This window comes from Pseudomonas sp. GW821-FHT02H06 (assembly GCF_059421525.1).
Genome location: NZ_JBWKVD010000011.1, coordinates 24,232 through 48,459 on the forward strand (window position 1 = coordinate 24,232; position 24,228 = coordinate 48,459).

The 24,228-nt window shown below is 61.3% G+C and carries 20 protein-coding genes; 12 read left to right on the top strand and 8 right to left on the bottom strand.

The annotated features are described in order from the left end of the window. Positions 1-276: 276 nt before the first annotated feature. The gene (locus tag AC07VF_RS17940) at positions 277-768 is read right to left on the bottom strand and encodes a GNAT family N-acetyltransferase (RefSeq protein WP_495007781.1); all 492 of its coding nucleotides are present in this window, start codon (positions 766-768) and stop codon (positions 277-279) included. A 606-nt stretch (positions 769-1,374) separates the two neighbouring features. On the opposite strand from AC07VF_RS17940, the gene glgA reads away from it, so the two are divergent. The 8 genes from glgA (at position 1,375) to AC07VF_RS17980 (ending at position 14,056) form a co-directional block, all read left to right on the top strand. Further along, the gene (glgA, locus tag AC07VF_RS17945; protein ID WP_192172124.1) at positions 1,375-2,961 is read left to right on the top strand and encodes a glycogen synthase GlgA; all 1,587 of its coding nucleotides are present in this window, start codon (positions 1,375-1,377) and stop codon (positions 2,959-2,961) included. 25 nt (positions 2,962-2,986) lie between these two features. Next, a complete protein-coding gene (gene treZ / locus AC07VF_RS17950; RefSeq protein WP_495007780.1) occupies positions 2,987-4,813 on the top strand; it encodes a malto-oligosyltrehalose trehalohydrolase in 1,827 nt (608 codons plus the stop codon). After that, positions 4,803-6,887: a 4-alpha-glucanotransferase gene (gene malQ, locus AC07VF_RS17955; RefSeq protein ID WP_495007779.1), complete on the top strand. Its 2,085-nt coding sequence runs from the start codon at positions 4,803-4,805 to the stop codon at positions 6,885-6,887. Before treZ ends, malQ begins: the two co-directional genes overlap by 11 nt. After that, entirely contained in the window at positions 6,884-9,670 is a 2,787-nt protein-coding gene (locus AC07VF_RS17960; protein WP_495007778.1) for a malto-oligosyltrehalose synthase, read from the top strand. The genes malQ and AC07VF_RS17960 overlap by 4 nt, the downstream gene beginning before the upstream one ends. 16 nt (positions 9,671-9,686) lie before the next feature. Continuing rightward, positions 9,687-10,175: a DUF2934 domain-containing protein gene (locus AC07VF_RS17965; RefSeq protein WP_192172128.1), complete on the top strand. Its 489-nt coding sequence runs from the start codon at positions 9,687-9,689 to the stop codon at positions 10,173-10,175. Positions 10,176-10,349: 174 nt separating this feature from the next. Beyond that, positions 10,350-12,536 (top strand): glycogen debranching protein GlgX, encoded by a 2,187-nt coding sequence (gene glgX, locus AC07VF_RS17970; protein WP_495007777.1) that lies wholly within the window; start codon positions 10,350-10,352, stop codon positions 12,534-12,536. Between the two features lie 664 nt (positions 12,537-13,200). Then, on the top strand, positions 13,201-13,530 hold the full coding sequence (locus tag AC07VF_RS17975) for a hypothetical protein (protein ID WP_074885710.1): 330 nt from the start codon (positions 13,201-13,203) through the stop codon (positions 13,528-13,530). A gap of 220 nt (positions 13,531-13,750) precedes the next feature. Further along, on the top strand, positions 13,751-14,056 hold the full coding sequence (locus tag AC07VF_RS17980) for a DUF6482 family protein (protein WP_495007776.1): 306 nt from the start codon (positions 13,751-13,753) through the stop codon (positions 14,054-14,056). Positions 14,057-14,215: 159 nt separating this feature from the next. On the opposite strand, the gene adhP is transcribed toward AC07VF_RS17980, so the two are convergent. The 5 genes from adhP to AC07VF_RS18005 form a co-directional block, all read right to left on the bottom strand. Continuing rightward, the gene (gene adhP, locus AC07VF_RS17985) at positions 14,216-15,247 is read right to left on the bottom strand and encodes an alcohol dehydrogenase AdhP (protein ID WP_495007775.1); all 1,032 of its coding nucleotides are present in this window, start codon (positions 15,245-15,247) and stop codon (positions 14,216-14,218) included. Positions 15,248-15,629: 382 nt separating this feature from the next. After that, positions 15,630-16,415 carry a sulfite exporter TauE/SafE family protein gene (locus AC07VF_RS17990; RefSeq protein ID WP_282372691.1) on the bottom strand — a complete coding sequence of 262 codons (786 nt, stop codon included), beginning with the start codon at positions 16,413-16,415 and terminating at the stop codon, positions 15,630-15,632. A gap of 146 nt (positions 16,416-16,561) precedes the next feature. Continuing rightward, positions 16,562-17,065, bottom strand: a complete 504-nt coding sequence (locus AC07VF_RS17995; RefSeq protein WP_495007774.1) for a cupin domain-containing protein — start codon at positions 17,063-17,065, stop codon at positions 16,562-16,564. 71 nt (positions 17,066-17,136) lie between these two features. Further along, the gene (tam, locus tag AC07VF_RS18000) at positions 17,137-17,901 is read right to left on the bottom strand and encodes a trans-aconitate 2-methyltransferase (RefSeq protein ID WP_495007773.1); all 765 of its coding nucleotides are present in this window, start codon (positions 17,899-17,901) and stop codon (positions 17,137-17,139) included. A gap of 263 nt (positions 17,902-18,164) precedes the next feature. Beyond that, positions 18,165-19,109, bottom strand: a complete 945-nt coding sequence (locus AC07VF_RS18005) for a glycoside hydrolase family 3 N-terminal domain-containing protein (RefSeq protein WP_495007772.1) — start codon at positions 19,107-19,109, stop codon at positions 18,165-18,167. A 300-nt stretch (positions 19,110-19,409) separates the two neighbouring features. Here AC07VF_RS18005 and AC07VF_RS18010 point away from each other — a divergent pair, with 300 nt between their 5' ends. From AC07VF_RS18010 to AC07VF_RS18025, 4 genes are all read left to right on the top strand, one after another. Then, entirely contained in the window at positions 19,410-19,757 is a 348-nt protein-coding gene (locus AC07VF_RS18010) for a hypothetical protein (protein ID WP_346629787.1), read from the top strand. A 210-nt stretch (positions 19,758-19,967) separates the two neighbouring features. Beyond that, positions 19,968-20,531 (top strand): type 1 glutamine amidotransferase domain-containing protein, encoded by a 564-nt coding sequence (locus AC07VF_RS18015; protein WP_495007771.1) that lies wholly within the window; start codon positions 19,968-19,970, stop codon positions 20,529-20,531. A gap of 209 nt (positions 20,532-20,740) precedes the next feature. Further along, on the top strand, positions 20,741-21,406 hold the full coding sequence (locus tag AC07VF_RS18020; RefSeq protein ID WP_495007770.1) for a glycosyltransferase family 2 protein: 666 nt from the start codon (positions 20,741-20,743) through the stop codon (positions 21,404-21,406). 142 nt (positions 21,407-21,548) lie between these two features. Beyond that, on the top strand, positions 21,549-22,823 hold the full coding sequence (locus tag AC07VF_RS18025) for an Nramp family divalent metal transporter (protein WP_495007951.1): 1,275 nt from the start codon (positions 21,549-21,551) through the stop codon (positions 22,821-22,823). 263 nt (positions 22,824-23,086) lie between these two features. On the opposite strand, the gene AC07VF_RS18030 is transcribed toward AC07VF_RS18025, so the two are convergent. Both AC07VF_RS18030 and AC07VF_RS18035 read right to left on the bottom strand, forming a co-directional pair. Then, positions 23,087-23,572 carry a copper chaperone PCu(A)C gene (locus tag AC07VF_RS18030; RefSeq protein ID WP_495007769.1) on the bottom strand — a complete coding sequence of 162 codons (486 nt, stop codon included), beginning with the start codon at positions 23,570-23,572 and terminating at the stop codon, positions 23,087-23,089. After that, positions 23,572-24,180, bottom strand: coding sequence for an SCO family protein (locus tag AC07VF_RS18035; RefSeq protein WP_192172142.1), 609 nt, complete (start codon positions 24,178-24,180; stop codon positions 23,572-23,574). The genes AC07VF_RS18030 and AC07VF_RS18035 overlap by 1 nt, the downstream gene beginning before the upstream one ends. Positions 24,181-24,228: the final 48 nt, after the last annotated feature.

A 24,228-nucleotide genomic window follows, 5' to 3' on the forward strand; every position in this document is an offset into this window, starting at 1 on the left:
TTTGAGGGGAATCGGCGACTGGGAGGTTCCAGAGAGAGCGACATGTGTGTCCTGAAAGCAATACGGGAGGCGATCCTATCGCGCTCTCGGAATCGCCTTACAGGACAGAACTGTTACAAATGGTTTGGAAGGTGTTGCCTGGGCAACAACAGAAACACCGCGGGTATTGAGTGGGACCGGCTTTAGCCGGGAAGGCTTATTGCGTCACACCATAAAATTGAAGGTGTTCAAACCGGCCTCGTCCCGGCTGAAGCCGGTCCCACTGACAGCGCTTCGCTACAGCGCTTTCTGCCAGAACAGCGCGCGACCCATTTGCGGGTCCAGCTGGTAGTCGGCAAATCCAAGCTTGCGGTACGCGCCTTTGGCAGCTTCGTTGCCTTCGAGCACTTCCAGGGTGATTTTGCAGCAGCCGCGCTGGCGGGCGATTTCCTCGACTTTGGCCAGCATCTTCTGGCTGATCCCCTGGCCTCGTGCCGAAGCGATCACCACCACGTCATGCACGTTGACCAATGGCCGGCAGGCGAAGGTCGAGAAGCCCTCGAAGCAGTTGACCAGGCCGACCGGCTCGCCGGCGATGAACGCCAGCACGCTGAACGCATGGGGGCGCTTGGCCAATTCGATCGCCAATTGCTGACGGGTGTCCATGGACAGCGACTGACCGCCACCCATGGCGTCCTCGGCGTATTGATTGAGCAGAAATCCGATCGCTTCTGCGTGAACCGAATTGCTGTAGCTGGCTTGCAGTACCAGAACCTCAGGGGCTTGCATTGACTTCCTCTACCGCTGGAGAAACCTCAACAGGCAGTCGACTCAGTGTGCCGACGTGCCGCGTGGCGGCGATTCTAACGCCCTGGCCGAAAAAATATCCTTATACAGAAGTAGGAAATGTCTCGGATCGGTCAGGAATTCTTCCGGCGCGCACCGGGAAAAGGCAGCGCAGGCAAATTGTGCCTACGGTGTCCCACAACAGCGCAGGGGCTGCGCGCGGATAGACCATCGGCCCGGTAATTGTCCAACAATCCGACCGACGGCACCCCTGTAAGAAGGCCTACACCCCATGCTCCACAACGGCGCATTTAGGGCCTCGCAGATCGCTTCATCACCCTGAATTCCACAATACCCCGCATCGCAATCCCGCATGCCAGACATGGCCCGGAAAAATTGTCGAAACTTCTGCACAGGCGCATGGGTCATGTGAATAGAGCAACTATGCTGTTGAAAAAATCGAAGCAGAGTCCGCTTTCACCTTGTCCTCTAATGTGCAGTCGGTAAATCGGTATCGATCTTGCGTAGGTCTTGTGTGCCTGGCCATAGGAAATGGCTGCTTACACCTTAAGTGCTGTACCAACACTGCATATCGAACTGGAGAAAACGATGATTAGTGCCGCTGTCAAAACCCAGAAGGGAGAGAGTTTTAATCAGCCGGCCAGCGAGCTGACCCATCTGCCGGTCTTCGCAACGACGAGCGCACCCGTGCTGCAACTGCCTCCTGTTCAACCAGTGATTTCTTCGGTAACCCGCAAGAAAGTCCTGTTCGTGACTTCAGAGATGGCCGACCTGGTGAAAACCGGCGGTCTGGGCGATGTGTCAGCCGCACTGCCGCGCGCCATGCGCCACCTGCACGATGTACGCGTGCTGATTCCCGGCTATCCACAGGTCATCAATAGTGGCAACCCGATCCACATCATCAGCGAGCTGCCCGGTCACGCCGCGCTGCCTCCCTGCAAGATCGGCCGGATGGACATGAAAGACGGTCTGGTGATTTACGTCCTGATCTGTCCCGAGTTGTACGAGCGTGAAGGCACGCCCTACGGTGACAATGACGGCCGCGACTGGTCCGACAACCATATTCGCTTTGCCCGCCTGGGCCTGGCGGCTGCCGACTTTGCGGCCGGCGCGGTGAAGACCCAGTGGTGCCCCGAGCTCGTTCACGCTCACGACTGGCCAGCAGGCCTGGCGCCGGCGTACATGAAATGGCGCGGTCAGACCACGCCGTCGATCTTCACTATCCACAACCTGGCGTATCAGGGTTTTGTCAGCATCGCCTCCAGCCGTGAGCTGGGCATTCCCGACTCGGCATTGAGCCCGGAAGGCATGGAGTTTTACGGTCAGCTCTCGTTCATCAAGGCCGGCATGGCGTATTCCAGCCATATCACGACTGTGAGCGCGACCTACGCGAAAGAAATCACCACCCCGGATTTTGGCTGTGGCCTGGAAGGCTTCCTGCAGAGCAAAGCCGACCGCGGTCAGCTCAGCGGCATTCCCAACGGCATCGACGAGAGCTGGGACGCAGCCACCGACGAGCACCTGATCTGCCGCTTCGCTCCGAACGAGTGGACACGCAAGGAAATCAACGCCGACTACGTGCGCGAGCTATTTGAACTGGAGCCTTCCACCGGCCCGCTGTTCGCCGTGGTCTCCCGTCTGGTTTACCAGAAGGGTCTGGACCTGACCATCGGGGTTGCCGAGCACATCGTCAACAACGGCGGCCAGATTGCGATCATCGGCCGTGGCGAACCTGAAGAAGAAGACGCTATGCGCGCCCTCGCCGCCCGCTTCCCGGGACAGGTCAGTGTCCGTGTGGGCTTCAACGAAACCGACGCACGTCGCATGTTCGCCGGCAGTGATTTTCTGCTGATGCCTTCGCGCTACGAGCCTTGCGGCCTGAGCCAGATGTACGCGCAGCGCTTCGGCTCCCTGCCGATCGCACGCCGCACTGGCGGTCTCGCGGACACCATCGAAGACGGCTGCACCGGTTTCCTGTTCGACGAATCCACGGTCGAGAGCTACACCGAAGCCCTGACCCGCGCGTTCAAGGTCTTCGAAAGTCCATTGCTGCTCAACGCCATGCGCTGCCGCGCCATGGCCGCTCCGTTCGATTGGCACAAGGCAGTAGAACCCTACGCCGATCTTTACCAGGAGCTGCTGAAGAAAAACGCAGGCGTGGCACTGCATTATTGATAACCCACTGATCAAGGAATTACGGATGCCTTCGCGCACGGATCAAAACTGGCGCCACGGCGCCGTCATGCTGGATCCACAACACACCCGGTTTGCCCTCTGGGCACCGGACGCCCAAAGCGTCAGCGTCGAATTCGAAAACGGGCCTGCACAGGCCCTTCAGCCAGAGCAGGACGGCTGGTTCGTGGTCGAGACCGAGTGTGGAGCTGGCACGCGCTATCGCTTCAACGTCGCTCTCGATGGACAAAACAATCTCACTGTTCCTGACCCGGCTTCCCGGGCTCAGGACGGCGACGTGCACGGCTACAGCATCGTCGTCGACCAGGCCGCCTACCAATGGAAGAACACCGAGTGGCAGGGACGGCCCTGGCACGAGGCGGTCATCTACGAGCTGCACGTCGGTGCACTGGGTGGCTATGAAGGCGTTGAACAGCGTCTGCAGCATCTGGTGGACACCGGCATCACCGCCATCGAGCTGATGCCTATCGCGCAATGCCCGGGTGATCGCAACTGGGGTTACGACGGCGTGTTGCCTTACGCCGCGCAGTCGTCCTATGGCACGCCCGACCAACTCAAGCACCTGATCGACACCGCCCACGGGCTGGGCCTCGCGGTCATTCTGGACGTGGTCTACAACCACTTCGGCCCGGACGGCAATTACCTCGGCGCCTACGCCAGCCATTTCTTCCGCAGCGACAAGAAGACGCCGTGGGGCGACGCAATCGATTTCCGCCGCCGTGAAGTACACGACTTCTTTATCGACAACACGATGATGTGGCTGCAGGACTACCGCTTCGACGGCCTGCGTTTCGACGCCGTGCACGCCATCGAAGACCCGACTTTTCTGCAAGACCTGGCAGAACACGTACGCGAGACGATTCCGTCGGAGCGTCACGTGTGGCTGACCCTGGAAAACGAATTCAACGAAGCTGGACGCATGGATCAGGGCTACGACGCCCAATGGAACGATGACGGCCACAACACGCTGCACGTCCTGCTGACCGGCGAGACCGACGCTTACTACACCGACTTCGCCGAAAAACCCACGCAAAAGCTTGCGCGTCTGCTGGGCGAAGGCTTTGTCTATCAAGGCGAATCCACCCGTCATGGCCACGCCCGGGGCGAACCGAGCGGCCATCTGCCGCCGACCTCTTTCGTGCTGTTTCTGCAGAACCACGACCAGATCGGCAACCGGGCCTTCGGCGAGCGTCTGGTTCAGCTGAGCCCGGCCCCTGCATTGCAGGCGGCGACGGCGCTGTTGCTGCTGTCACCGATGATCCCGCTGATGTTCATGGGCGATGAGTGGGGCGCAAGCGAGCCGTTTCTGTTCTTCACTGACTTCCATGACGAGCTGGCAGATGCCGTGCGTGAAGGACGTCGTGGCGAGTTCAAGGATTTCGCCGCGTTCAAGGATCCGGCCAAGCGCGAGCAGATCCCTGATCCCAATGCTCTTGAAACTTTCGAGGCCTCGCGTCCGGCGTTCGATGCGCTGCTGCTGGAAACCGACAAGGGTCAGGACCATCGCAACTGGCTTGAGCTCTACAAAACCTTGCTGCAGATTCGCAAGACCGAGCTGTTCCCTCGCCTGCACGGCGCCAGTGCGTTGGGCGTGAAAGAGCTCGGCGACAAAGCCGTCAGCGCACGTTGGAAGCTGGGCGACGGCAGCGAGTTGCGCATTGATCTGAACCTCGGCAGCGAGGCGGTCGACACTGATGATCACACCGGCTACAGAGTGCTTCATCAATCCCGTGCCAAGTCCGCAGAACTTTCCCCATCCGCCACCCTCAATCCATACACGGCCATTGTCAGCCTGAAATCGAGTGACGTTGTGGAGGAACAGGATGAGCAATGAGCAACTGGAAAAACTGGCAGCCCAGGCGGGCCTGTCGGTTGACTGGAAGGACGCCAACGCCAAACGGCAACACGTAAGCCCCGAGGTCCTGCGCAAGGTCCTCGGCGGCCTGGGTTACCCCGCCGAGACAGAAGAAGACGTCAAAACCAGCCTCAAACGCCTGAACGAAGAAAGTCAGCCGGCTACCCCGCCGCCTTTGATGACCGTCGACCATGGCAAGGATCTCGACCTGTCGAGCTGGTTCGCCCCAGCCACCGCGTTCACGCTGACGCTGGAAGACGGCTCGCTGCTCGAAGCGAAGCTCACCGACAAGGCTGCCCTGCCCGGGTTGGCCACAGTGGGTTATCACCAGTTGGACGTGGGCGGCCAGCAGTTGACCGTCGCCGTCGCGCCGAAGACGTGCTACAGCCTGAACATGGCCAGCAAGAAAGCAATCGCCCGCGACTGGGGCCTGACCACTCAGCTGTACTACCTGCGCCGTGAAGGTGATGGCGGTATCGGCGATACCCAGGGGCTGGAGGCTTTCGTACGTGCCGCAGGCACCCGTGGTGCCTCGGCCGTGGCGATCAGCCCGGTTCACGCGATGTTCTCCAACGACAGCGAGCGCTACAGCCCGTACTCGCCGTCCAGTCGCCTGTTCCTCAACGCGCTGTATGCGGCGCCGGGCACCATTCTCGGTGACCGCGCGGTTGAGCTTGCGATCGAGAAAGCCGGCCTGGCCGACGAGTTCAAGCGTCTGGAATCACTGGAGCTGATCGAATGGCCCGCCGCCGCCAAAGCAAAATATGCCCTGCTGCGCGAGCTGTATGCCGGCTTCATCGGCAGCGATCATCCCTTCCACGAGGACTTCAAGAGTTTCCGCCAAGCGGGCGGTGAAGCCCTGGAAAACCACTGCCGTTTCGAAGCCCTGCGTGATGCGGGCGACGAATTGGGCATTGGCGGCAACTGGCATGAATGGCCGGAGCAGTACAAGAACCCGCGTAACCCTGCCCTCGACGCGTTCGCCAAGGCGCACGGCGAAGAGATCGGTTTCCACGCCTTCGCGCAATGGCTGATCGCGCGTGGCCTCGAACGCGCCCAGACCGCCGCACGATCGAGCGGCATGAGCGTCGGCCTGATCGGTGATCTGGCCGTGGGTGCAGACGGTGCCGGCAGTCAGGCCTGGAGTCGTCAGGACGAGTTGCTCTCCTCGCTGACCGTGGGCGCACCACCGGACATCCTCAACCGCTCGGGCCAGAGCTGGGGCATCTCGGCGTTCTCGCCGACCGGCCTGAAGCGCAATGGTTTTCAGGCGTTCATCGAAATGCTGCGGGCCAACTTCGCCCACGCCGGTGGCCTGCGCATCGACCATGTGATGGGGCTGCAGCGCCTGTGGGTCGTCCCGTTGGGATCCCCGGCGAGTGAAGGCGCTTACCTGAATTACCCGCTGGACGACATGCTGCGGCTGTTGAGCCTGGAATCGTGGCGTCACGAAGCAATCGTTTTGGGCGAAGACCTCGGCACGGTGCCCGAAGGTCTGCACGAGAAGCTGTCCGAGCGCGAGATCCTGGGGATGCGCGTGCTGCTGTTCGAACAGGACGACGCGACGTTCAAGCCCATCACGAAGTGGTCCAAAGACGCACTGGCTACCACCAGCACCCACGACCTGCCCACCCTCACCGGTTGGCTGAGCGAACTGGATGTCGACTGGAACAAAAAACTCGGGCTTGTTGATGACGACGCCGAGCAGAAGATGCGCGACGGCCGCGAACGGGAACGCAAGGGTCTGATCAAGGCGCTCAAGCAGAACTACACGCTGCCGAGCAGCGGTGAAAGCATCAGCGCGAAAGACGTCATCGACTACAGCATTGCGTACCTCGGCCACACCCCGGCGCCGTTGGTGCTGCTCCCGATCGAGGACGCCCTCGGCATCGACGAGCAGGCGAATTTCCCCGGCACCATCGACAGTCATCCCAATTGGCGACGTCGGCTCAACGGCGACAGCGGTACTCTGCTGGACAACGCCGATGCAGCACGACGACTTGAAATTCTGGCAGCGGCACGGCAACAAGCCGCGGAGCGTGATCAAAAATGAGTACCCCTCTTAAATCCCTGCGCGCCACCCAGCGCCTGCAGTTTCACAAAGACTTCACGCTGGACGACGCCACCAAGCTCGTGCCGTACTTCGCCAGCCTGGGCATCAGCCACATCTACGCCTCGCCACTGCTGAAAGCCCGCGCCGGTTCCATGCACGGTTACGACGTGGTCGACCCACGGGTGATCAACCCCGAACTGGGCGGTGAGCCGGCCTTGCTGCGTCTGGTCGCGGCGCTGCGTGAGCACGGCATGGGCCTGATTCTCGACATCGTCTCCAACCACATGGCAGTCGGCGGCAACGACAATCCCTGGTGGCTCGACCTGCTCGAATGGGGCCAGCGCAGTCCGTACGCCAAGTTCTTCGACATCCAGTGGAATTCCCCGGACCCGCTGCTCAAGGGCCAACTGTTGTTGCCGTTCCTGAGCACCGACTACGGCACCGTGTTGCAGAACGGTGAAGTGCCCCTGCGTTTTGATGCAGAGCACGGCACCTTTCACGCCGAGCACTACCAGCATCTCTTCCCGATCAATCCGGCCACGTACGCGCCGCTGTTGAAGGCAGCGAAGCGTTCCGAGCTGGATGAACTGGCCCAGCGCTTCGCCGACCTCGACAACTATCCGCAGGCCTACGAGCGTGCCCGTCAGGCCAAGGCTGAGCTGGCCGAGGCAGTGAAGGCCAAACCCGAGCTGGTCAAGGCCGTTGAAGAAGGTCTCGCGCAGTTTGATTCCAGCACCCCGGAAGGCTTCGACCGCCTGCACCGTTTGCTTGAGCAGCAGGACTATCGTCTGGCGAGCTGGCGCACCGCGGGCGACGACATCAACTGGCGGCGTTTCTTCGACATCAACGAGCTGGGCGGCCTGAAGGTCGAGCGTTCGCAGGTGTTCGAAGCAACCCACGGGAAGATTTTCGAACTCATCGCCAAAGGGCTTGTGGACGGTCTGCGCATTGACCACATCGATGGCCTCGCCGATCCGCGCGGGTATTGCCGCAAGCTGCGTCGTCGCGTCGACAGCCTGATGAAACTGCGCCCGGCCGGCACCGAACTGGAACGTCTGCCGATTTTCGTCGAGAAGATCCTCGGCCCAGACGAGCAACTGCGCACTGATTGGAACGTCGACGGCACCACCGGTTATGAATTCATGAACCAGGTGTCGCTGCTGCAGCACGATCCGAAAGGTGAAGCCGTACTGGGCGAGCTGTGGAGCCGCATCAGCGGACGCACGGCCGACTTCAATCAGGAAGTGCTGGAAGCCCGCGATCTGGTGCTCCATGGCACGCTGGCGGGTGATTTCGAAAACCTGGCCCAGGCACTGCTGCAGGTCTCGCGCAGTGACGTGATGACCCGCGACATGACCCTTGGCGCCATCCGTCGCGCGCTGCTGGCGCTGGTCAGCAACTTCCCGGTCTACCGCACCTACCTCACCGCCTGCGGCCGTTCTGCCGAAGACGAGCGCTTCTTCCAGCAGGCCATGGACGGTGCGCGGGAGATGCTCAGCGAAGGCGACTGGCCGGTGCTGGATTCCCTCAAGCTGTGGCTGGGTGGCGAGAAGCTGCGCGACTACCCGACGGGCCGGTTGCGCGAGATGCGCCGCAAGGCCGGCAACCGTTTCCAGCAGTTGACGTCGCCAGTGGCGGCCAAATCGGTGGAAGATACCTCGTTCTACCGCTCCGCCGTGTTGCTGTCGCGCAACGATGTGGGTTTCCACCCGCAACATTTCAGTGCGCCGGTGGAGGCGTTTCATCACGTCTCCATCGAGCGGCACAAGAGCTTCCCGAACAACCTGCTGACCACCGCAACCCACGACCACAAGCGTGGCGAGGACACCCGCACCCGTCTGGCCGTGCTCAGCGAACTGGCGCCCTGGTACGCCGAGCAGGTCGAGCGCTGGCAGCAGCTGTCGGCGCCGCTCAAGGCGGGTGACACCCACATCAGCCCGGGTGACGAGCTGATGCTGTATCAAGCAATCATCGGCAGTTGGCCGCTGGACCTCGAAGGCGAGCCGGCTTTCGAAGCCTACGCCAAGCGACTGACCCAGTGGCAGGAAAAGGCCCTGCGCGAAGCCAAACTGCAGAGCAGCTGGAGCGCGCCCAACGAGCCGTACGAGACAGCGTGCCGCGAGTTTCTCCAGCACTTGCTGCTGAACGCCGACGGTCTGGCACTGCGTCAATCCATCGGTGCCACGGCCAATCGCATCGCGACGGCCGGCGCGCTCAACAGTCTGGCGCAAACTTTGCTGCGAATGACTGCGCCCGGTGTGCCTGATCTGTATCAGGGCACCGAGTTCTGGGACTTCAGCCTGGTGGATCCGGACAACCGTCGTCCGGTGGATTACCCCGCTCGCGAACGTGCGTTGCAGGCATCCGTGCCGGTCACCGAGCTGTTGAACCAGTGGCATGACGGCCGGATCAAGCAGGCGTTGATTGCTCAGGTGCTTAGCCTGTGCAATGAGTACCCCGCGCTGTTCAGTGAAGGCGAATATCAACCCCTTGAAGTGGTGGGTGAAAAAGCCGATCACGTCATCGCTTTTGCCCGGGTAACGAAAGAGATGCGGGCTATTGTTGTGGTTCCGCGCTTGCCGGCTGAACTATTGGGCACTGCGCAAACTCCATTCATCAATGCAGCAAATTGGGGCGATACACGAATCAACCTGCCGTTCGCTGATTCACATCCAAATTGGAAGGGACTTTTTTCTCAGGCTACAGTCACATCCAGCAAGGAAATGTTGCTCAGCGCAGCGCTCAAGGAAATTTCTGTAAACCTGCTTATACAAACTTTGTGATACCGGGAGTGTCGAGATGAGTGCCGACGATAAAAGAATCAGCGAGCTTGCCCACCAGATCTGGGAAACGGAAGGCAAGCCACATGGGCAAGATGCCCGCCACTGGGAAATGGCTAGCAAATTGGCCGCCGCCGAGGCGAAGTCGCCTAAAAAGCCGGCTGCTGCGAAGACGGCGAAGTCCAAGCTCGACGGCAAAGCGGAGCCCAAGGCTGCCGCTGCCAAACCCGCTGCGAAGGGTGCAGCCAAACCGGCGGCGAAATCTGCTGCCAAGCCTGCGGCTAAACCCGCAGCCGCATCAGCCGCAAAATCAGCAGGCAGCTCCGCTGATCAGGCTGCCAGTAAATCCGAGGCAAAAGCTGACGCCAAGCCTGCCGCCAAACCGGCAGCCAAGGCGCCTGCCAAACCCAAGGCTGCTGCGAGCGGTACCGATGCTGCCGCCAAACCGGCCAAGCCGGCGGCCAAGTCTTCTGCCAAGAAGCCTGCCGCCGCCAAGCCTGCGTCTTGATCAACTGCTTTAACGCGTCACTGTTGCGCCGCTAACACCCCTACCGCAGGGATCGCCTTAAAACGGTCGTCACCCTGCGGTAATTTTCAAACCTGTTGCATCGATGGCGCAGTCACGTACTGAGGCCACGGCTTTGTTCGCCTTCAGGAACTCATTCGAACGTCAGGAATACACATGAGCACGCAAGATAAAAGCACCGCTACACAGAATGAATCCAGCAACGCTGGCAGCCCCGAAGTCACGGCCTCGCGCATTCGAGAAGGCCTGCCCTTCCCGCTCGGCGCCAGCTGGGACGGCCTCGGCGTCAACTTCGCCATCTTTTCCGCCAACGCCACCAAGGTCGAGCTGTGCCTGTTCGACTCGGCCGGTGAAGTGGAGCTTGAGCGCATCGAGCTGCCGGAATACACCGACGAGATCTTTCACGGTTACCTGCCCGACGCCCACCCGGGTCAGGTGTATGGCTATCGCGTCTATGGTCCGTACGATCCGAAGAACGGCCACCGTTTCAACCATAACAAGCTGCTGATCGACCCGTATGCCAAGCAACTGGTCGGCGAGCTGAAGTGGTCCGAGGCGCTGTTCGGTTACACCATCGGTCACCCGGACGACGACCTGAGCTTCGACGAGCGTGACAGCGCGCCCTTCGTGCCCAAGTGCAAGGTCATCGACCCTGCGTACACCTGGGGCCGCGAACAGCGCGTCGACGTGCCGTGGGACAAGACGATTTTCTACGAGACCCACACCCGCGGTTTCACCATGCGTCACCCGTCCGTGCCTGATGAAGTCAAAGGCACGTTCGCCGGCCTGATGGTCGATGACGTGATCAAGCACATCAAAGGTCTGGGCGTCACCTCGATCGAATTGCTGCCGATCCACGCCTTCGTCAACGACCAGCACCTGCTGGAAAAAGGCATGACCAACTACTGGGGTTACAACACCCTGGCGTTCTTTGCCCCGGATCCACGCTACCTGGCCCACGGCAAGATTTCCGAGTTCAAGGAAATGGTTGCGCACATGCACCACGCCAACCTGGAAGTGATTCTGGACGTGGTCTACAACCACACCGCCGAAGGCAACGAGCGCGGCCCAACCCTCTCGATGCGTGGTATCGACAACGCCTCGTACTACCGCCTGATGCCGGATGACAAGCGTTACTACATCAACGATTCCGGCACCGGCAACACCCTCGACCTGAGCCACCCGTGCGTGCTGCAGATGGTCACCGATTCGCTGCGTTACTGGGCGACCGAGATGCACGTCGACGGCTTCCGCTTCGACCTGGCCACCATCCTCGGCCGTTACCACGATGGTTTCAGCGAGCGCCACAGCTTCCTCGTGGCCTGCCGCCAGGATCCGGTGCTGCGTTCGGTGAAACTGATCGCCGAGCCTTGGGATTGCGGTCCAGGCGGTTACCAGGTCGGCAACTTCGCGCCGGGCTGGGCGGAGTGGAACGACAAATTCCGCGACAACATCCGTGCGTTCTGGAAAGGCGATGAAGGCCAACTGGCGGACTTCGCCAACCGCATGACGGCTTCGGGCAACCTGTTCAACCAGCGTGGCCGCCGCCCTTACGCTTCGGTGAACTTCATCACCGCCCACGATGGTTTCACGCTGCACGACCTGGTGTCGTACAACGAGAAGCACAACGAGGACAACGATGAGAACAACCAGGACGGCAGCAACGACAACCGTTCCTGGAACTGTGGCGTCGAAGGCCCGACCGACGATCCGGAAATCAACGCGCTGCGCCTGCGTCAGATGCGCAACTTCTTCTCGACGCTGATCCTGGCTCAGGGCACGCCGATGGTGGTTGCCGGTGACGAGTTCGCCCGTACCCAGCACGGCAACAACAACGCCTATTGCCAGGACAGCGAGATCGGCTGGGTCAACTGGGATCTGGACGAAGACGGCAAGGCCCTGCTGGCGTTCGTCAAGCGTCTGATCAAGCTGCGTCAGTCGTACCCGATCCTGCGTCGTAGCCGCTTCCTGGTGGGCGATTACAACGAAGAACTGGGCGTGAAGGACGTGACCTGGCTGTCGCCAAGCGGCGAAGAGATGACCATCGAGCAGTGGGAAGATCCGAACGGCCGCTGCCTGGGCATGTTGATGGATGGCCGCGCTCAGGAAACCGGTATTCGTCGCCGCGGCTCCGAAGCAACGCTGCTGCTGGTGGTCAACTCCCACCACGACGGCGTCAACTTCACGCTTCCGGAGGTGCCGGAAGGTCTCAACTGGACCAGCCTGATCGACACCAATCAGCCGGAAATCGACGGCAAGGACCAGTTCGAGTTCGGCAGCGAGTACACGGTCACGCCGCGTTCGCTGTTGCTGTTTGAACTGCAGAAGGCTCCACAGGCGTAACTGTTCGCGCCTGGATTCATAGCGACACCTGCTTGCCCGCGATGGGGTCAGTCAGCCAGAGGTAATGGCTGGCTGATCCGGTCGCGGGCAAGCGTCGTTTCGGCACCACTCTTTCATGCCCCCCGCCCGACGCCCGCGCTGTCAAACCCGGATTCATTGACTTTGTAGTCACGAATCGACCTCCATGTTCTGAAACTACAAAATATGTAGTGCACGAAAATAATCACTACAAAACCGTTGACGAGGCCTTTTGCCGACTGCATAGTGCAGGCGTCTCCCCGATCGGGAGAGCTGGCAAAAGTATTCCGGGCCCGTTCGACACAGCCGTCGAACAACCTCTGGATGTGTGCTGCCCACAAGGCAGATTGATGAAGCCGAACCGGCATGATCGACCCACCAGGCCGAGCGCTGGCGACACGTCCTCATGACACTTGTGGTCGACCACCCAGTCGCCCGTGTCTTCCAGGCGTCCGCCCTTCTCGCCCAGGTCCGATCTTCCCTCTCTGCCGTCATCAATACCCACACGTTGCGGCCCGGCACCGGCTCTGTGTACCGACGGACCTTGCTTGTCAGCGACTGGAAGGACTGCGAATCGACGGACGATTCGCCATTGCGTTTGAACTCACTCGATAGATTAACCAGTGGTCAAAAAGGGGTAACAACCATGAACCTGAACAACCAACCTACCATTGATCAATTGGCTCGACTGTTCGCCGCACGCAAGGACTCCCTTGATAGCCACATCCTCTGGGTGTGCGAGGAAGGCAACGTGCACATGGACGGCCTGGGTGCCTGCACCGAGGAAGAACAATTCGAGAGTCAGCACCCGCACATGCGTGCCCGGCTGAAGATGTACCGCAAGGGCCACGGTTATGTCGGCAAGAAGGCCGCGGCGGACAAGCAGTTCCTCGGCCAGGTACTGGAAACCCTGAGCAGTGAATGGGGCGCCGTGCAGCAAGCGCCTGGCCTGCGCGTTATTGACAAGCTCTGCTGATTGAAACGCCGTTGCCTGCCTGTTTTCGATGGGCAGGCAACGGTGGTTTTTTCGCGTCGCTGATCCCGTTGCAAGCCCCCGCCAACGCCCCCTCGTCCGCCTCCCCTGTTTACGTTGAACTTGGCATCGCCATCCTCTTCCAATGCAAGCGAGCCGCGTCGACGGTTCCGCATCAATCCATGGAACAGACAACGCCCGCGTGCGTAATTAAGGTGCCGTAATGGATCTGGACAAGCTCAGCAAACACGTCAAAGCCGGCGACATTACCGAGGTTAATCTGGTGTCGATCGAAGGTGGCTCGTATGCCATCCATGCGCTCATGGACGGCAAGTCCAATGCCATCGCCAGCCCGGACGGCAAGGTGCTGCACGTGGCATCGGTCGACGAAGCGCGCAAATGCCTGTCGTCCCTTCAGGACGTGAAGCTGTTCATCGTGCACCCGGTGGTCTACGACGAAATGGTCGGGCAGCCGCACACCACACCCGAAGCGCCCCGCCAGCCTATTCCGTTCCGCTCGGGGAACTGACCTGAATGCGCGCCGGTTCCTGCTGGATGCACACGTTGCAGTAGGACCGGCTTCAGCCGGGAAGAGGCCAGTGAGACCACCCTCAATTCTGCGGCGTGACGACTGATGCCTTCCCGGCTAAAGCCGGTCCTACTGGGTGCATGAGGCAGTTATCGTCAATCACCCGCGAAAATCGATGACGATCCTCGACTGTACTTCGCCGTCACCCAACTCCCTGAACACCTGATTGATCTCGGCCAACGGCCGCAACTCGATGTCGGCGTTCACCTTGCCTTCGGCGGCGAAGGCCAAGGCTTCGGTCATGTCCTGCCGAGTGCCGACGAACGAGCCGCGTACGGTGATGCAATTGGCGACCACCTCGAACAGCGACAGCGGAAACTCGCCCGGTGGCAGCCCGACCAGCACGCACGTGCCACGTTTGCGCGTCATGCCCACCCCTTGTTTGAACGCCGCCAGCGAAGGGGCGGTGATCAGCACGCCGTGCGCCCCGCCATCAGTGACGTCCCTGACTGCCTGCACAGGATCACCCGCGCGGGCGTTCACCACCGCGTCTGCGCCCAGCCTGGTGGCATGGGCCAGTTTGCCGTCGTCGACATCTACCGCACACACGCGCAGGCCCATGGCTTTGGCGTACTGCACGGCCAGATGCCCTAGCCCGCCAATCCCCGAAATCACGATCCACTGACCCGGCCTGACATCGGCCTCCTTGATGCCTTTGTAGGTGGTGACCCCGGCGCAGATGATCGGCGCGGCTTCATGGGGGGCGAGTCCGTCGGGGATGTGTGCGACGTATTCAGGGTCGGCGAGAATGTATTCGGCGAACCCGCCGTTGCGGGTGTAGCCGCCGAACTCGGCGCTGGCGCACACGGTTTCCCACGCGCTCAGGCAGTACTCGCAGTGACCGCACGCTGAATACAGCCACGGCACGCCCACGCGATCGCCCTCGCCCACACTGGTCACGCCAGCCCCCAGGGCCACCACGATGCCGATGCCTTCATGTCCCGGAATGAAGGGCAGCGAAGGCTTCACCGGCCAGTCTCCCCGTGCCGCGTGCAAGTCGGTATGGCACACGCCACAGGCTTCAGTTTTGATCAGGATCTGCCCGGGGCCCGGGGTAGGAATGTCCCACTCGCGAAGCACCAGCGGGCTGCCGAATGCTTCTACAACTGCGGCCTTCATTTTGCCTTTCATAGAGTCTGCCTTCGCCTGAGACGGGCTAAGTTCGAGTAACGGGCGCGAATGATCAGTCATGGAATTGCCTCATGAGCCTCCCACGATCGCGATGGGCTTGGCGGTGGCTGACCTGAATCAACCGACGGCCAGTGTGCTCGCCTGAAGTGACCCGGTATTGATCTGGATCAACAAGTCCCGTTCATCGAGACGCAGCGCTATTGGGGGGCAGACAAGAAGTGAGCTCAGAGGTGCAGGCGCTGAATGTCCTGCAGCAAACACATCCGTTGTGGGAGTGAGCTTGCTCACGAAGACGGCATTTCGGCCGCTGGAGAGACAGCGGATGCCCCCCCGGCAAACCAGCGCCCATGACCGCTACGTCAACAGGCGCATCCATGCAGGGTTAAAACACCAGCTTGTACCCGATCGCCAGCAGCATCAGCGCCAGACACGGGCGCAGGATGGCGTCGGGGATGCGGCCGGTCAGGTGGCTGCCGATGTAGATGCCCGGCAGCGAGCCCATCAGCAGGTAGCCCAGCATCGACCAGTTCATGTTGCCCATGCTCGCGTGGCCAATGCCGGCGATCAGGGTCAGGGGCACGGCGTGGGCGATTTCGGTGCCAACCAGGCGACGGGTTTCGAGGAAGGGATAAAGCAGGAACAACGCCACCGTGCCGAGGGCGCCGGCGCCGATGGACGTCAGCGCGACCATGGTGCCGAGGATGACGCCGGTCAGCACCGTCAGCCCGTTCAGCATTCGGCTGCTGAGGCGATAACGATCCCCGGCGTGGCGCTGAGCAAACGCCAGCAGGCGCTTCTTGAAAAAGATAGCCAGCGCGGTCAGCAGCAGCACCACACCCAGCGCTTGTTTGATCACCTGATTCATCGCGTCCGGCGCGGTGTGCAGGCTGCTCAGAAACCACAGCGTCAGGCCAGCGGCCGGCACGCTGCCCAGAGTCAGCCAGCCGGTGATGCCCCAGTCGATGTTGTCGTTCTTCTTGTGAACCAGCACGCCGCCGCTTTTGGTGATGGCGGCGTACAGCAGGTCGGTGCCCACTGCGGTGGCGGGATTGATGCCAAACCACAGCAGGATCGGGGTCATCAGCGATCCACCGCCCACCCCCGTCATGCCAACGATGAAACCGACCACCAGCCCTGCGACGACGAAACCTGCGTTGCCAAAATCCATTGCTCTGCCTGACTGCACATTCAAAAGCCGGCGGGCAGGATAGCGATTTTTGCTCTAAGGACTGCTGTTTTTCTTATATCGCGCCTAGATCGAGACGTTCTATGGTTATAACCAAATGGGTTACGGGCACAGGGCTGCCGATTGAATCAAGGCTCGCCCTCCCAGTAATCCAGTGTCGCATCAGGACGCTGCACGGCCGCAAACGCACGTGCTCCGTTGATGGTGACCATCGCCTGATACTTGCCGGAGTCCGGGTATTCGCACACTTCCGGCGTCTCGCGGGTGCTGATGGATAAATACTTCAGCGGCGCGTGAGAGGTGTTGATGATCTGGTGGGGATACTCAGGCCCCGGCGGAATGAAGATCACATCGCCGCTGCGGATCGAGAGCATTTCACCCGCCACGCGCAAGGTGCCCTGCCCGTCCAGAATGACGAACATTTCTTCCTGCGCGTAATGAAAATGATAAGTGCACGAGCGCTTGCCGGGTGCGACGATGTCCACCGACGCGCCCAGTTTCTTCGCGGCGGTGCCGGTGCCCAGGCGGGCGGCATGGCTTTCGTACAGCGGGTCGCGGCGCTCGTGTTGCAGCGGCACTTCATTGAAATTGCGAATCAGCCGTGCGGCCAGTTCGCCGGGGTCATTGCTCATGCTCACTCCATCAGAAAACGGCGGTGTCGATCACGGCTCGCAAAACAGCGGCTTAACGCAAGCCACAGGCTTCAACGTGTCGCAACGATGAACAAGCGCGGGAACGGCAGCAGCACTGTGCCGTCGTCCAGCGCCGGGTAGGCCTGGCTGATCGCCTGCAAATAGGTGTCGAGAAAATCCTGCTGCGCCGCTTCGTCGAGCTGTTGCAGATAGGGCCGCAGCGCCGAACCCTTGAACCACTCGACCACTGCCCCATGCCCGCCGGCAAGCGGATGGTGATACGTGGTGCGCCAGACATCGACCTCGGCGCAATGCCCTTGCAGCAGTTCGAAGTAATAGGCGGCAGGGTGTCGGTCGGGGTGTTTGACGTTGCCAATCCTGCTCGCCCACTCCGCACTCGCCGCGATGTCCCGGGCCAGACGATGGGCAGGCTCCTCAAGGTTGTCCGGCGTCTGCACCGCCAGCACGCCACCCGGGTTGAGCAGGCTGACCAGCCGCGGGTACAGCGTCGCGTGGTCAGGCACCCATTGCAGCGACGCGTTGGCGAGAATCACGTCGTAAGTCTGTGCCGGGTTCCAGCTGCCGATGTCGGCGAGTTCGAATGCAACATTCGGCAGCCGCTGACGGGCGTCGCGCAGCATGTCATCGGAGCTGTCCAGCCCCGTCACCGTGGCCTCCGGGAAACCCTCGGCCAGCACTTCGGTGGAATTGCCGGGACCGCAGCCGAGGTCGACGGCGGTGTGCACCGAGGCCAGAGGAATGGCGGCGACGAGGTCGCGGACCGGTCGGGTGCGTTGCTGCTCGAACATGGAGTACTGCCTGGCGGACCAGCTCATCGTGCCTTCCTTCTGGTTGGACAGAGTGGCGAGAGTAGAACGCGCGGGCCGCGAGTACAAATGGGGTGAGCGACAAGCCATAAGCTGCAAGCTGCAAGTGGTTGGCAGCGAGCAGCGGGGGTTCAGATCATGACTCGGCGGGTGAGATGACCGCATGAGACCGGGTAGGAGACGTACAGGCCTGAGTCCACTTGGGCTCTCGACCTTCGGGCGTGGGCGCGAACTGTGTGCGCGGCGGCAAGCAGGGTTTGCGCATCCAGTCCTCAATTGTTTACGGCATCGACGATGGCGCGCGAGATGTCGTCAAGCCCGGCCTCCGCCGACAGGAGCAACAGGTGCGCACCGGCATTCAGGGCGGCGACGGCGGTGTCGGCGATGCTGTTGCCGCGCAGGATGGAAACGGCGTCGAGGTCGTCGGACACGATCAGCCCTTCAAAACCCAACGCATCACTTAGCAGGCCGATGACCGCCGCTGAAGTGCTGGCAGACTGATGCGGATCCAGCGCCGGGAACACCGCAGGCCCGGGCATGATTGCGCCAACGCCTGCGGCAATGACCTGCCTGAACACTTCCAGCCCGTCGCTGAGCGCGGCGGCGTTGTCGGGCACGGTAGCCCGCGCCACCGCCGGGTCGTGCTCGACCTGGTAATGACCCGGAAAGTGTTTGGCCGTGGCAATCACGCCGGCACGCTGCACACCCCGAATGAACGCACAGGCAATGCGCGCCACCTCGGCGGCATCGGGCCCGAGGTTGCGCTGGTGCAGCCAGGGGTTGACCCCGGTGACCACGTCCACAATCGGCGCCAGGAACAGATTGACGCCCATGACCCTGGCCGAGCTGGCCATTTCATAACAGCGCGACTCAATGTCGGCGGTGCTCATGTGGGTCAGGTCGGTCGAGCTCGGCATACCGGGCACCAGACCGTGCAAGCGCTGGAGGCCGCCGAGCTCCTGATCCACGGCGATCAGCACCGGCGCCGCCGCACACAGTGCCGCCTCCCTGGCGATCGCGGAAAACTGCGCATCAGTTTCTTCCCGGCGGCGCTCGAAACTCATGCTTCGGGCCAGGTATTCATCACGCGTCTCACCCAGCAGGACCGATACGCCGCCAGCGTGTAGATGGCGGCGCACAGGCTCGTCCAGCGCCAGGCCGGCAATCGCCGGCATCAGTACTGACCGGGCAGCCCGTTGCAGTTCGTCGTGTGACATGTGTTCTCCGTCATTCAGGCCGTAACGAACGGGCACATGCTTAAGTGAGCGCTCGTTTTCGCTCACTCTATTAACCAATCGAGCAATATGCAAATAAATCGAGCAACAGCAGCGCTCGACTGAGCGAACCCATTGATCAGGATGACCCGTCCAGAAGCTCGGTGACGGCAGCGCAAGCCAGGCTTTAACCCGCGGTGAAATATTTCAAAGCGTGCGCTTTTCATTTGCACGGTTGCTGGTCAACATAGGCGCCCATCGACCCGATCAAATTGTTTTCGTTTTCTAATTCAGGATGAATTGATGCGCCGTTTATTACCGTACTCGTTACTGGGCTGCGCCATCGCCGTAGTGCTGGCCGGTTGCAGCTCTACGCCGAACAACCCGTCGTTTAATTTCGATACCGCAAAGACGCCATCTGACTACGCCAAATGCATCTACCCCAAGTGGCAGCAGATCAAGCCGGGCACGACCATGACCGAGAGCAAGGGTCACTACAAACTGCTGATCTCCGGCAAGATCGCCTCCGATGAAATTCTCGAGGTCTACAAAGGCAACCCCAATACCCGGGTTTTCCTGTACCAGCGCGCCCCGCTGTCGTCGGCCTTTGGCCGCAATGCATTGGAAAAAGCGGTCCGCGAGTGCTTGTGACGACGGTGTCATTACGCTGCGCCGTTTCGTCGCACGGCGGTGATCCCGGCGCCCGAAATCCGGGTGCTTAGCCTGAGTCGTCGCCATCGACCTCCAGCCCGGCCACGCAATCGGGCTGAACTTTCGCTTTTCCGTTTCCCTCTGAAAGTGACACCGCCCGCTGATAGCGGGCGCAGTTCAGCACTTTTTATTTCAGAGGAAAGCGAAAACATGAGCAATCAACTGAACGGCAAGAAGGTTTTGATCATTACGTCCAACACCGGCATCGAGCGCGACGAACTGCTCAAGCCGCTGGAAGCGTTGAAGGGTCAGGGTGCTACGGTGACCCACGCCTCCATCGAAGGCGGCACTGCGCAACTGTTCCTGAACGACACCGACAAAGACGCCGTCGTGACCTCCGACACCAAGCTGGCCGGCCTGTCTGCCAATGATTTCGATGCACTGGTCATCCCCGGCGGCACGGTCAACGCCGACACCCTGCGCCAGGACAGCGATGCCCAGAAACTGGTCAAGGCGTTCGCCGACGCAGGGAAGACCGTCGCATCGATCTGCCACGGCCCATGGCTGCTGATCGATGCCGGCGTGATCAAAGGCAAAACCCTGACCTCTTACCCAAGTGTGCGCACTGACCTGGTCAATGCCGGCGCGGCCAATTGGGTTAATGCCGAGGTCAAGGAATGCCCGGCCAACGGCTGGACCCTGATCACCTCCCGCACCCCGGACGATCTGCCAGCGTTCAACGAGGCCATCGCCAAGGCACTGCTGGCGGGCTGAACCCTGATTCCCACGCCGTGGGGTCTCGCCATAACGCAAAGCCATCGACGCCGCTATTCAGCGGCGTCGTTGCGTCTGGGATATGCCTCAACGCTGCCAGGCGAGTTGGTGGTCTTCGTAAACGAAAATACTTGAAACCAAATTTCCCTCGCTTCGGTCGACATCGAAGGACGCCGCGATCAGCGCAGGTGCCGAGACGAGACACTTCAATGATTGGAATTATTGTCCCCGCGCACAATGAAGAAGATTTCCTGGACGACTGCATCAAGTCGCTGATCGCATCCTCCGTTCATGAAGACCTCCACGGCGAGCCCGTGGAAATCCTCATCATGCTGGACGACTGCTCCGATGCCTCGGCCCGGGTCGCCGCAGCCCACGGCGTCAACACGCACGTTTGCGCCTACCGCAACGTTGGCATGACCCGGGCAGAAGGCGCACGGCTGATGCTCGAGCGTGGCGCGCGCTGGCTGGCGTTCACCGACGCCGACAGCGTCGTGCCCTATGCCTGGCTGGCGCATCAGGTCAGCCTGAAGGTGGATGCGGTGTGCGGCATCGTCGAGGTCGACGACTGGTCCGGCCATCCCGACCATGTGCGCCAACGCTATGACTCGCTGTACCGCCCGGTGGATGACCATCGGCACATCCATGGCGCGAACCTGGGCGTCAGCGCCGATGCCTATCAGCGGGCCGGCGGTTTCAAGGCGCTGGCGGCCCATGAAGACGTGCATCTGGTCGCCGATCTGCAACGCATCGGTGCGTCCATCGCGTGGATTTCCGCGAACAGCGTCACCACCAGCGCACGAAAAGACTACCGGTGCAAGGAAGGCTTTGGGGATTATCTAAACTCACTGGCAGCGGCGTCGCTGTCGAGCTGATGGTTGCCGGGCGCACTCGCTAAAACCGCACAGCAGACCCTGCCTGTCGCCACCTTTGATCACTCAGTATCCAACGCCGGAATCCTTAATGCCGCCTATCGATCACCCTGCCAGCCCCGGCGACGACACCCTCGGCGGGGGCATGCCCAGCGCCAGTGTCGCCATGCCCAAGAGCGGCAACTGGTTCAAGCGGCTGCTCGCGTTCACCGGCCCCGGCTATATGGTCGCCGTGGGCTACATGGATCCGGGCAATTGGGCGACGGACATCGCCGGCGGTTCGAAATTTGGTTACCTGCTGCTGTCGGTTATCTTGCTGTCGAATCTGATGGCCATCGTGTTGCAAGCGCTGTCCGCGCGTCTTGGGATCGTCACCGGTTGGGACTTGGCGCGAGCCTGCCGCGAGCGCTGCAGCCGGCCGGTGTGCATTGCCCTGTGGATTGCCTGCGAGATCGCGATCATCGCCTGCGACCTGGCCGAGGTGATCGGCACTGCCATTGCGCTGAACCTGTTGTTCGGCATTCCGCTGATCTGGGGCGCGGTGATTTCGGCGGTCGATGTGTTTCTTATTTTTCTGCTCATGGGCCGCGGGTTTCGGGCGCTCGAGGCGTTTGTCATCGCACTGCTGCTGGTCATCTTCGGCTGCTTCGCGATCCAGATGGTGCTGGCCCAGCCTGATCTGGCGGAGCTGTTCGCCGGTTTCATTCCCAAAGCCGAGGTGGTCACCAATCCCGAGGCGCTGTACCTGGCAATCGGCATCATTGGTGCGACGGTGATGCCGCACAACTTGTACCTGCACTCCTCCATCGTGCAGACCCGCGCCTATCCGCGCACGGATGAAGGCCGGCGCATCGGCCTGCGCTGGGCAGTGACCGACAGCACCATCGCGCTGACCCTGGCCCTGTTCGTCAATGCGGCGATTCTGATCACCGCGGCGACGGTCTTTCAGAAGGCCGGCAAAACCGACGTGGTGGAAATCGAACAGGCTTATCACTTGCTCTCGCCGATGCTGGGCGTGGGCATGGCGTCGATGCTGTTCGGTGTGGCGTTGCTGGCGTCGGGGATCAACTCCACGGTCACGGCGACCCTGGCCGGGCAGATCGTCATGGAAGGCTTTCTGCGTATGCGCCTGCCGGGCTGGATCCGCCGCCTGCTGACCCGTGGGCTGGCGATCATTCCGGTGATTGTGGTGACCAGCATCTATGGGGCTCAGGGCACGGCTAAATTGCTGGTACTGAGTCAGGTCATCCTGTCGATGCAACTGCCCTTCGCCATCGTGCCGCTGGTGCGCTTCGTGTCGGACCGCAAGCTGATGGGCGATTTCGTGACCGGGCCCATTCTGACGACCCTGGCCTGGGGCATCGCGCTGTTGATCATCGTGCTGAATGTGGTGTTGCTGCTGGGGGCGTTTGGGGATTGAAGCGTGTCCCACAGGAGAACGCATTCTATTTGTGGGACAGGCTTTAGCCAGGAAGACGCTGGGTCGAGCACCATCAATTCTGCGGTGTGGCGCCTGACGCTTTCCCGGCTGAAGCCGGTCCTACTGAGGTACGCGGTGTCTTCGTGGGACTGGCTTTAGCCGGGAAGACGCTGGGTCGAGCACCCTCTTTTCTGCGGCGTGGCGCCTGACGCTTTCCCGGCTGAAGCCGGTCCTACGAGAGGTACGCAGATAAGCGCTCCTGCTTAATGCGTCATTCCGTGGTCATGGGCCATGTCCATCGGTGCTGTCGCGGCGCGGGCCGGTGCGGTGACGTTCACCACTTCGGTCTCACCCTCGGCGTTCTTCACGGTCAGGGTCAGTGGCACCTGGTCGCCCTCTTTGATCTGGCCGTTCAGCCCCATGAGCATGACGTGGTAGCCATCGGGGTCCAGCGCCACGGTCTCGCCCGCAGGCAGCGGCACGGCGTCGACCGGGCGCATGCGCATGACGTCGTTGGTCATGCTCATCTCGTGGATCTGCACGTCCTTCGCCACCGGCGAGCTGACGCTGAGCAGCGTGCTGTCGGTGTCGGCGGTGATGCGCATGAAGGCACCGGATGAAGGCTGCCCGGCCACCGTCGCACGCACCCACGGATCCTCGACCCGCGTCTGCGCAACCGCACTCAGGCTGACGCCGGCCAACAGGGAGACAAGCAACGAGCGCGATACAGCATTCAACAAAGCATTCATCAGCAGACTTCCATGACAGTGAGCAAATCTTCCGCGCATTGCTTGGCGGAAAGCGAAGGCGACAGCCCCAGGCGCAGGTTACCCCGGGAGTCGAACACGAAGCTGGTGGCGGTGTGGGACATGGTGTAGGTGTTCCCCGCCGGGACCTTTTCGTAGAACACGCCAAATTCTTTGGCGACGTGGGCGGTCTCTTCCAGCGTGCCGCGCAGGGCAACGAACGTCGGATCGAACTGTTTGACGTAGGCGTCGAGAATCTGCGGCGTGTCGCGCTCGGGGTCGACGGTGATGAAGATCACCTGCAGCGTCTTGCCGTCCTCGCCCATCATCTTTTTGATCTGCGCAGCGCGGGCCAGCGCCGTGGGGCACACCGCCGGGCACTGGGTGAAGCCGAAAAACACCATCGGCATCAACCCGCGGTAACTCGACAGGGTTTTGACCTCACCGTCGGTGTCGGTCAACTTGAAGGTCCGGCCCATGATCTTGTTGCTCAGATCTTTGCCGTACTTGAAATCCAGCGCAGTGGTCGAACCGTCACAGCCGGCCAGCAGGCCCAGCCCCAACAGGCCCATGCCGGTGACCACCTGACGGCGGGTCAGAAACTCATTCATCTGGCGAACTCTCGAAAGCAGCGGCTGGCGCCAACGCCAACCCTTTTT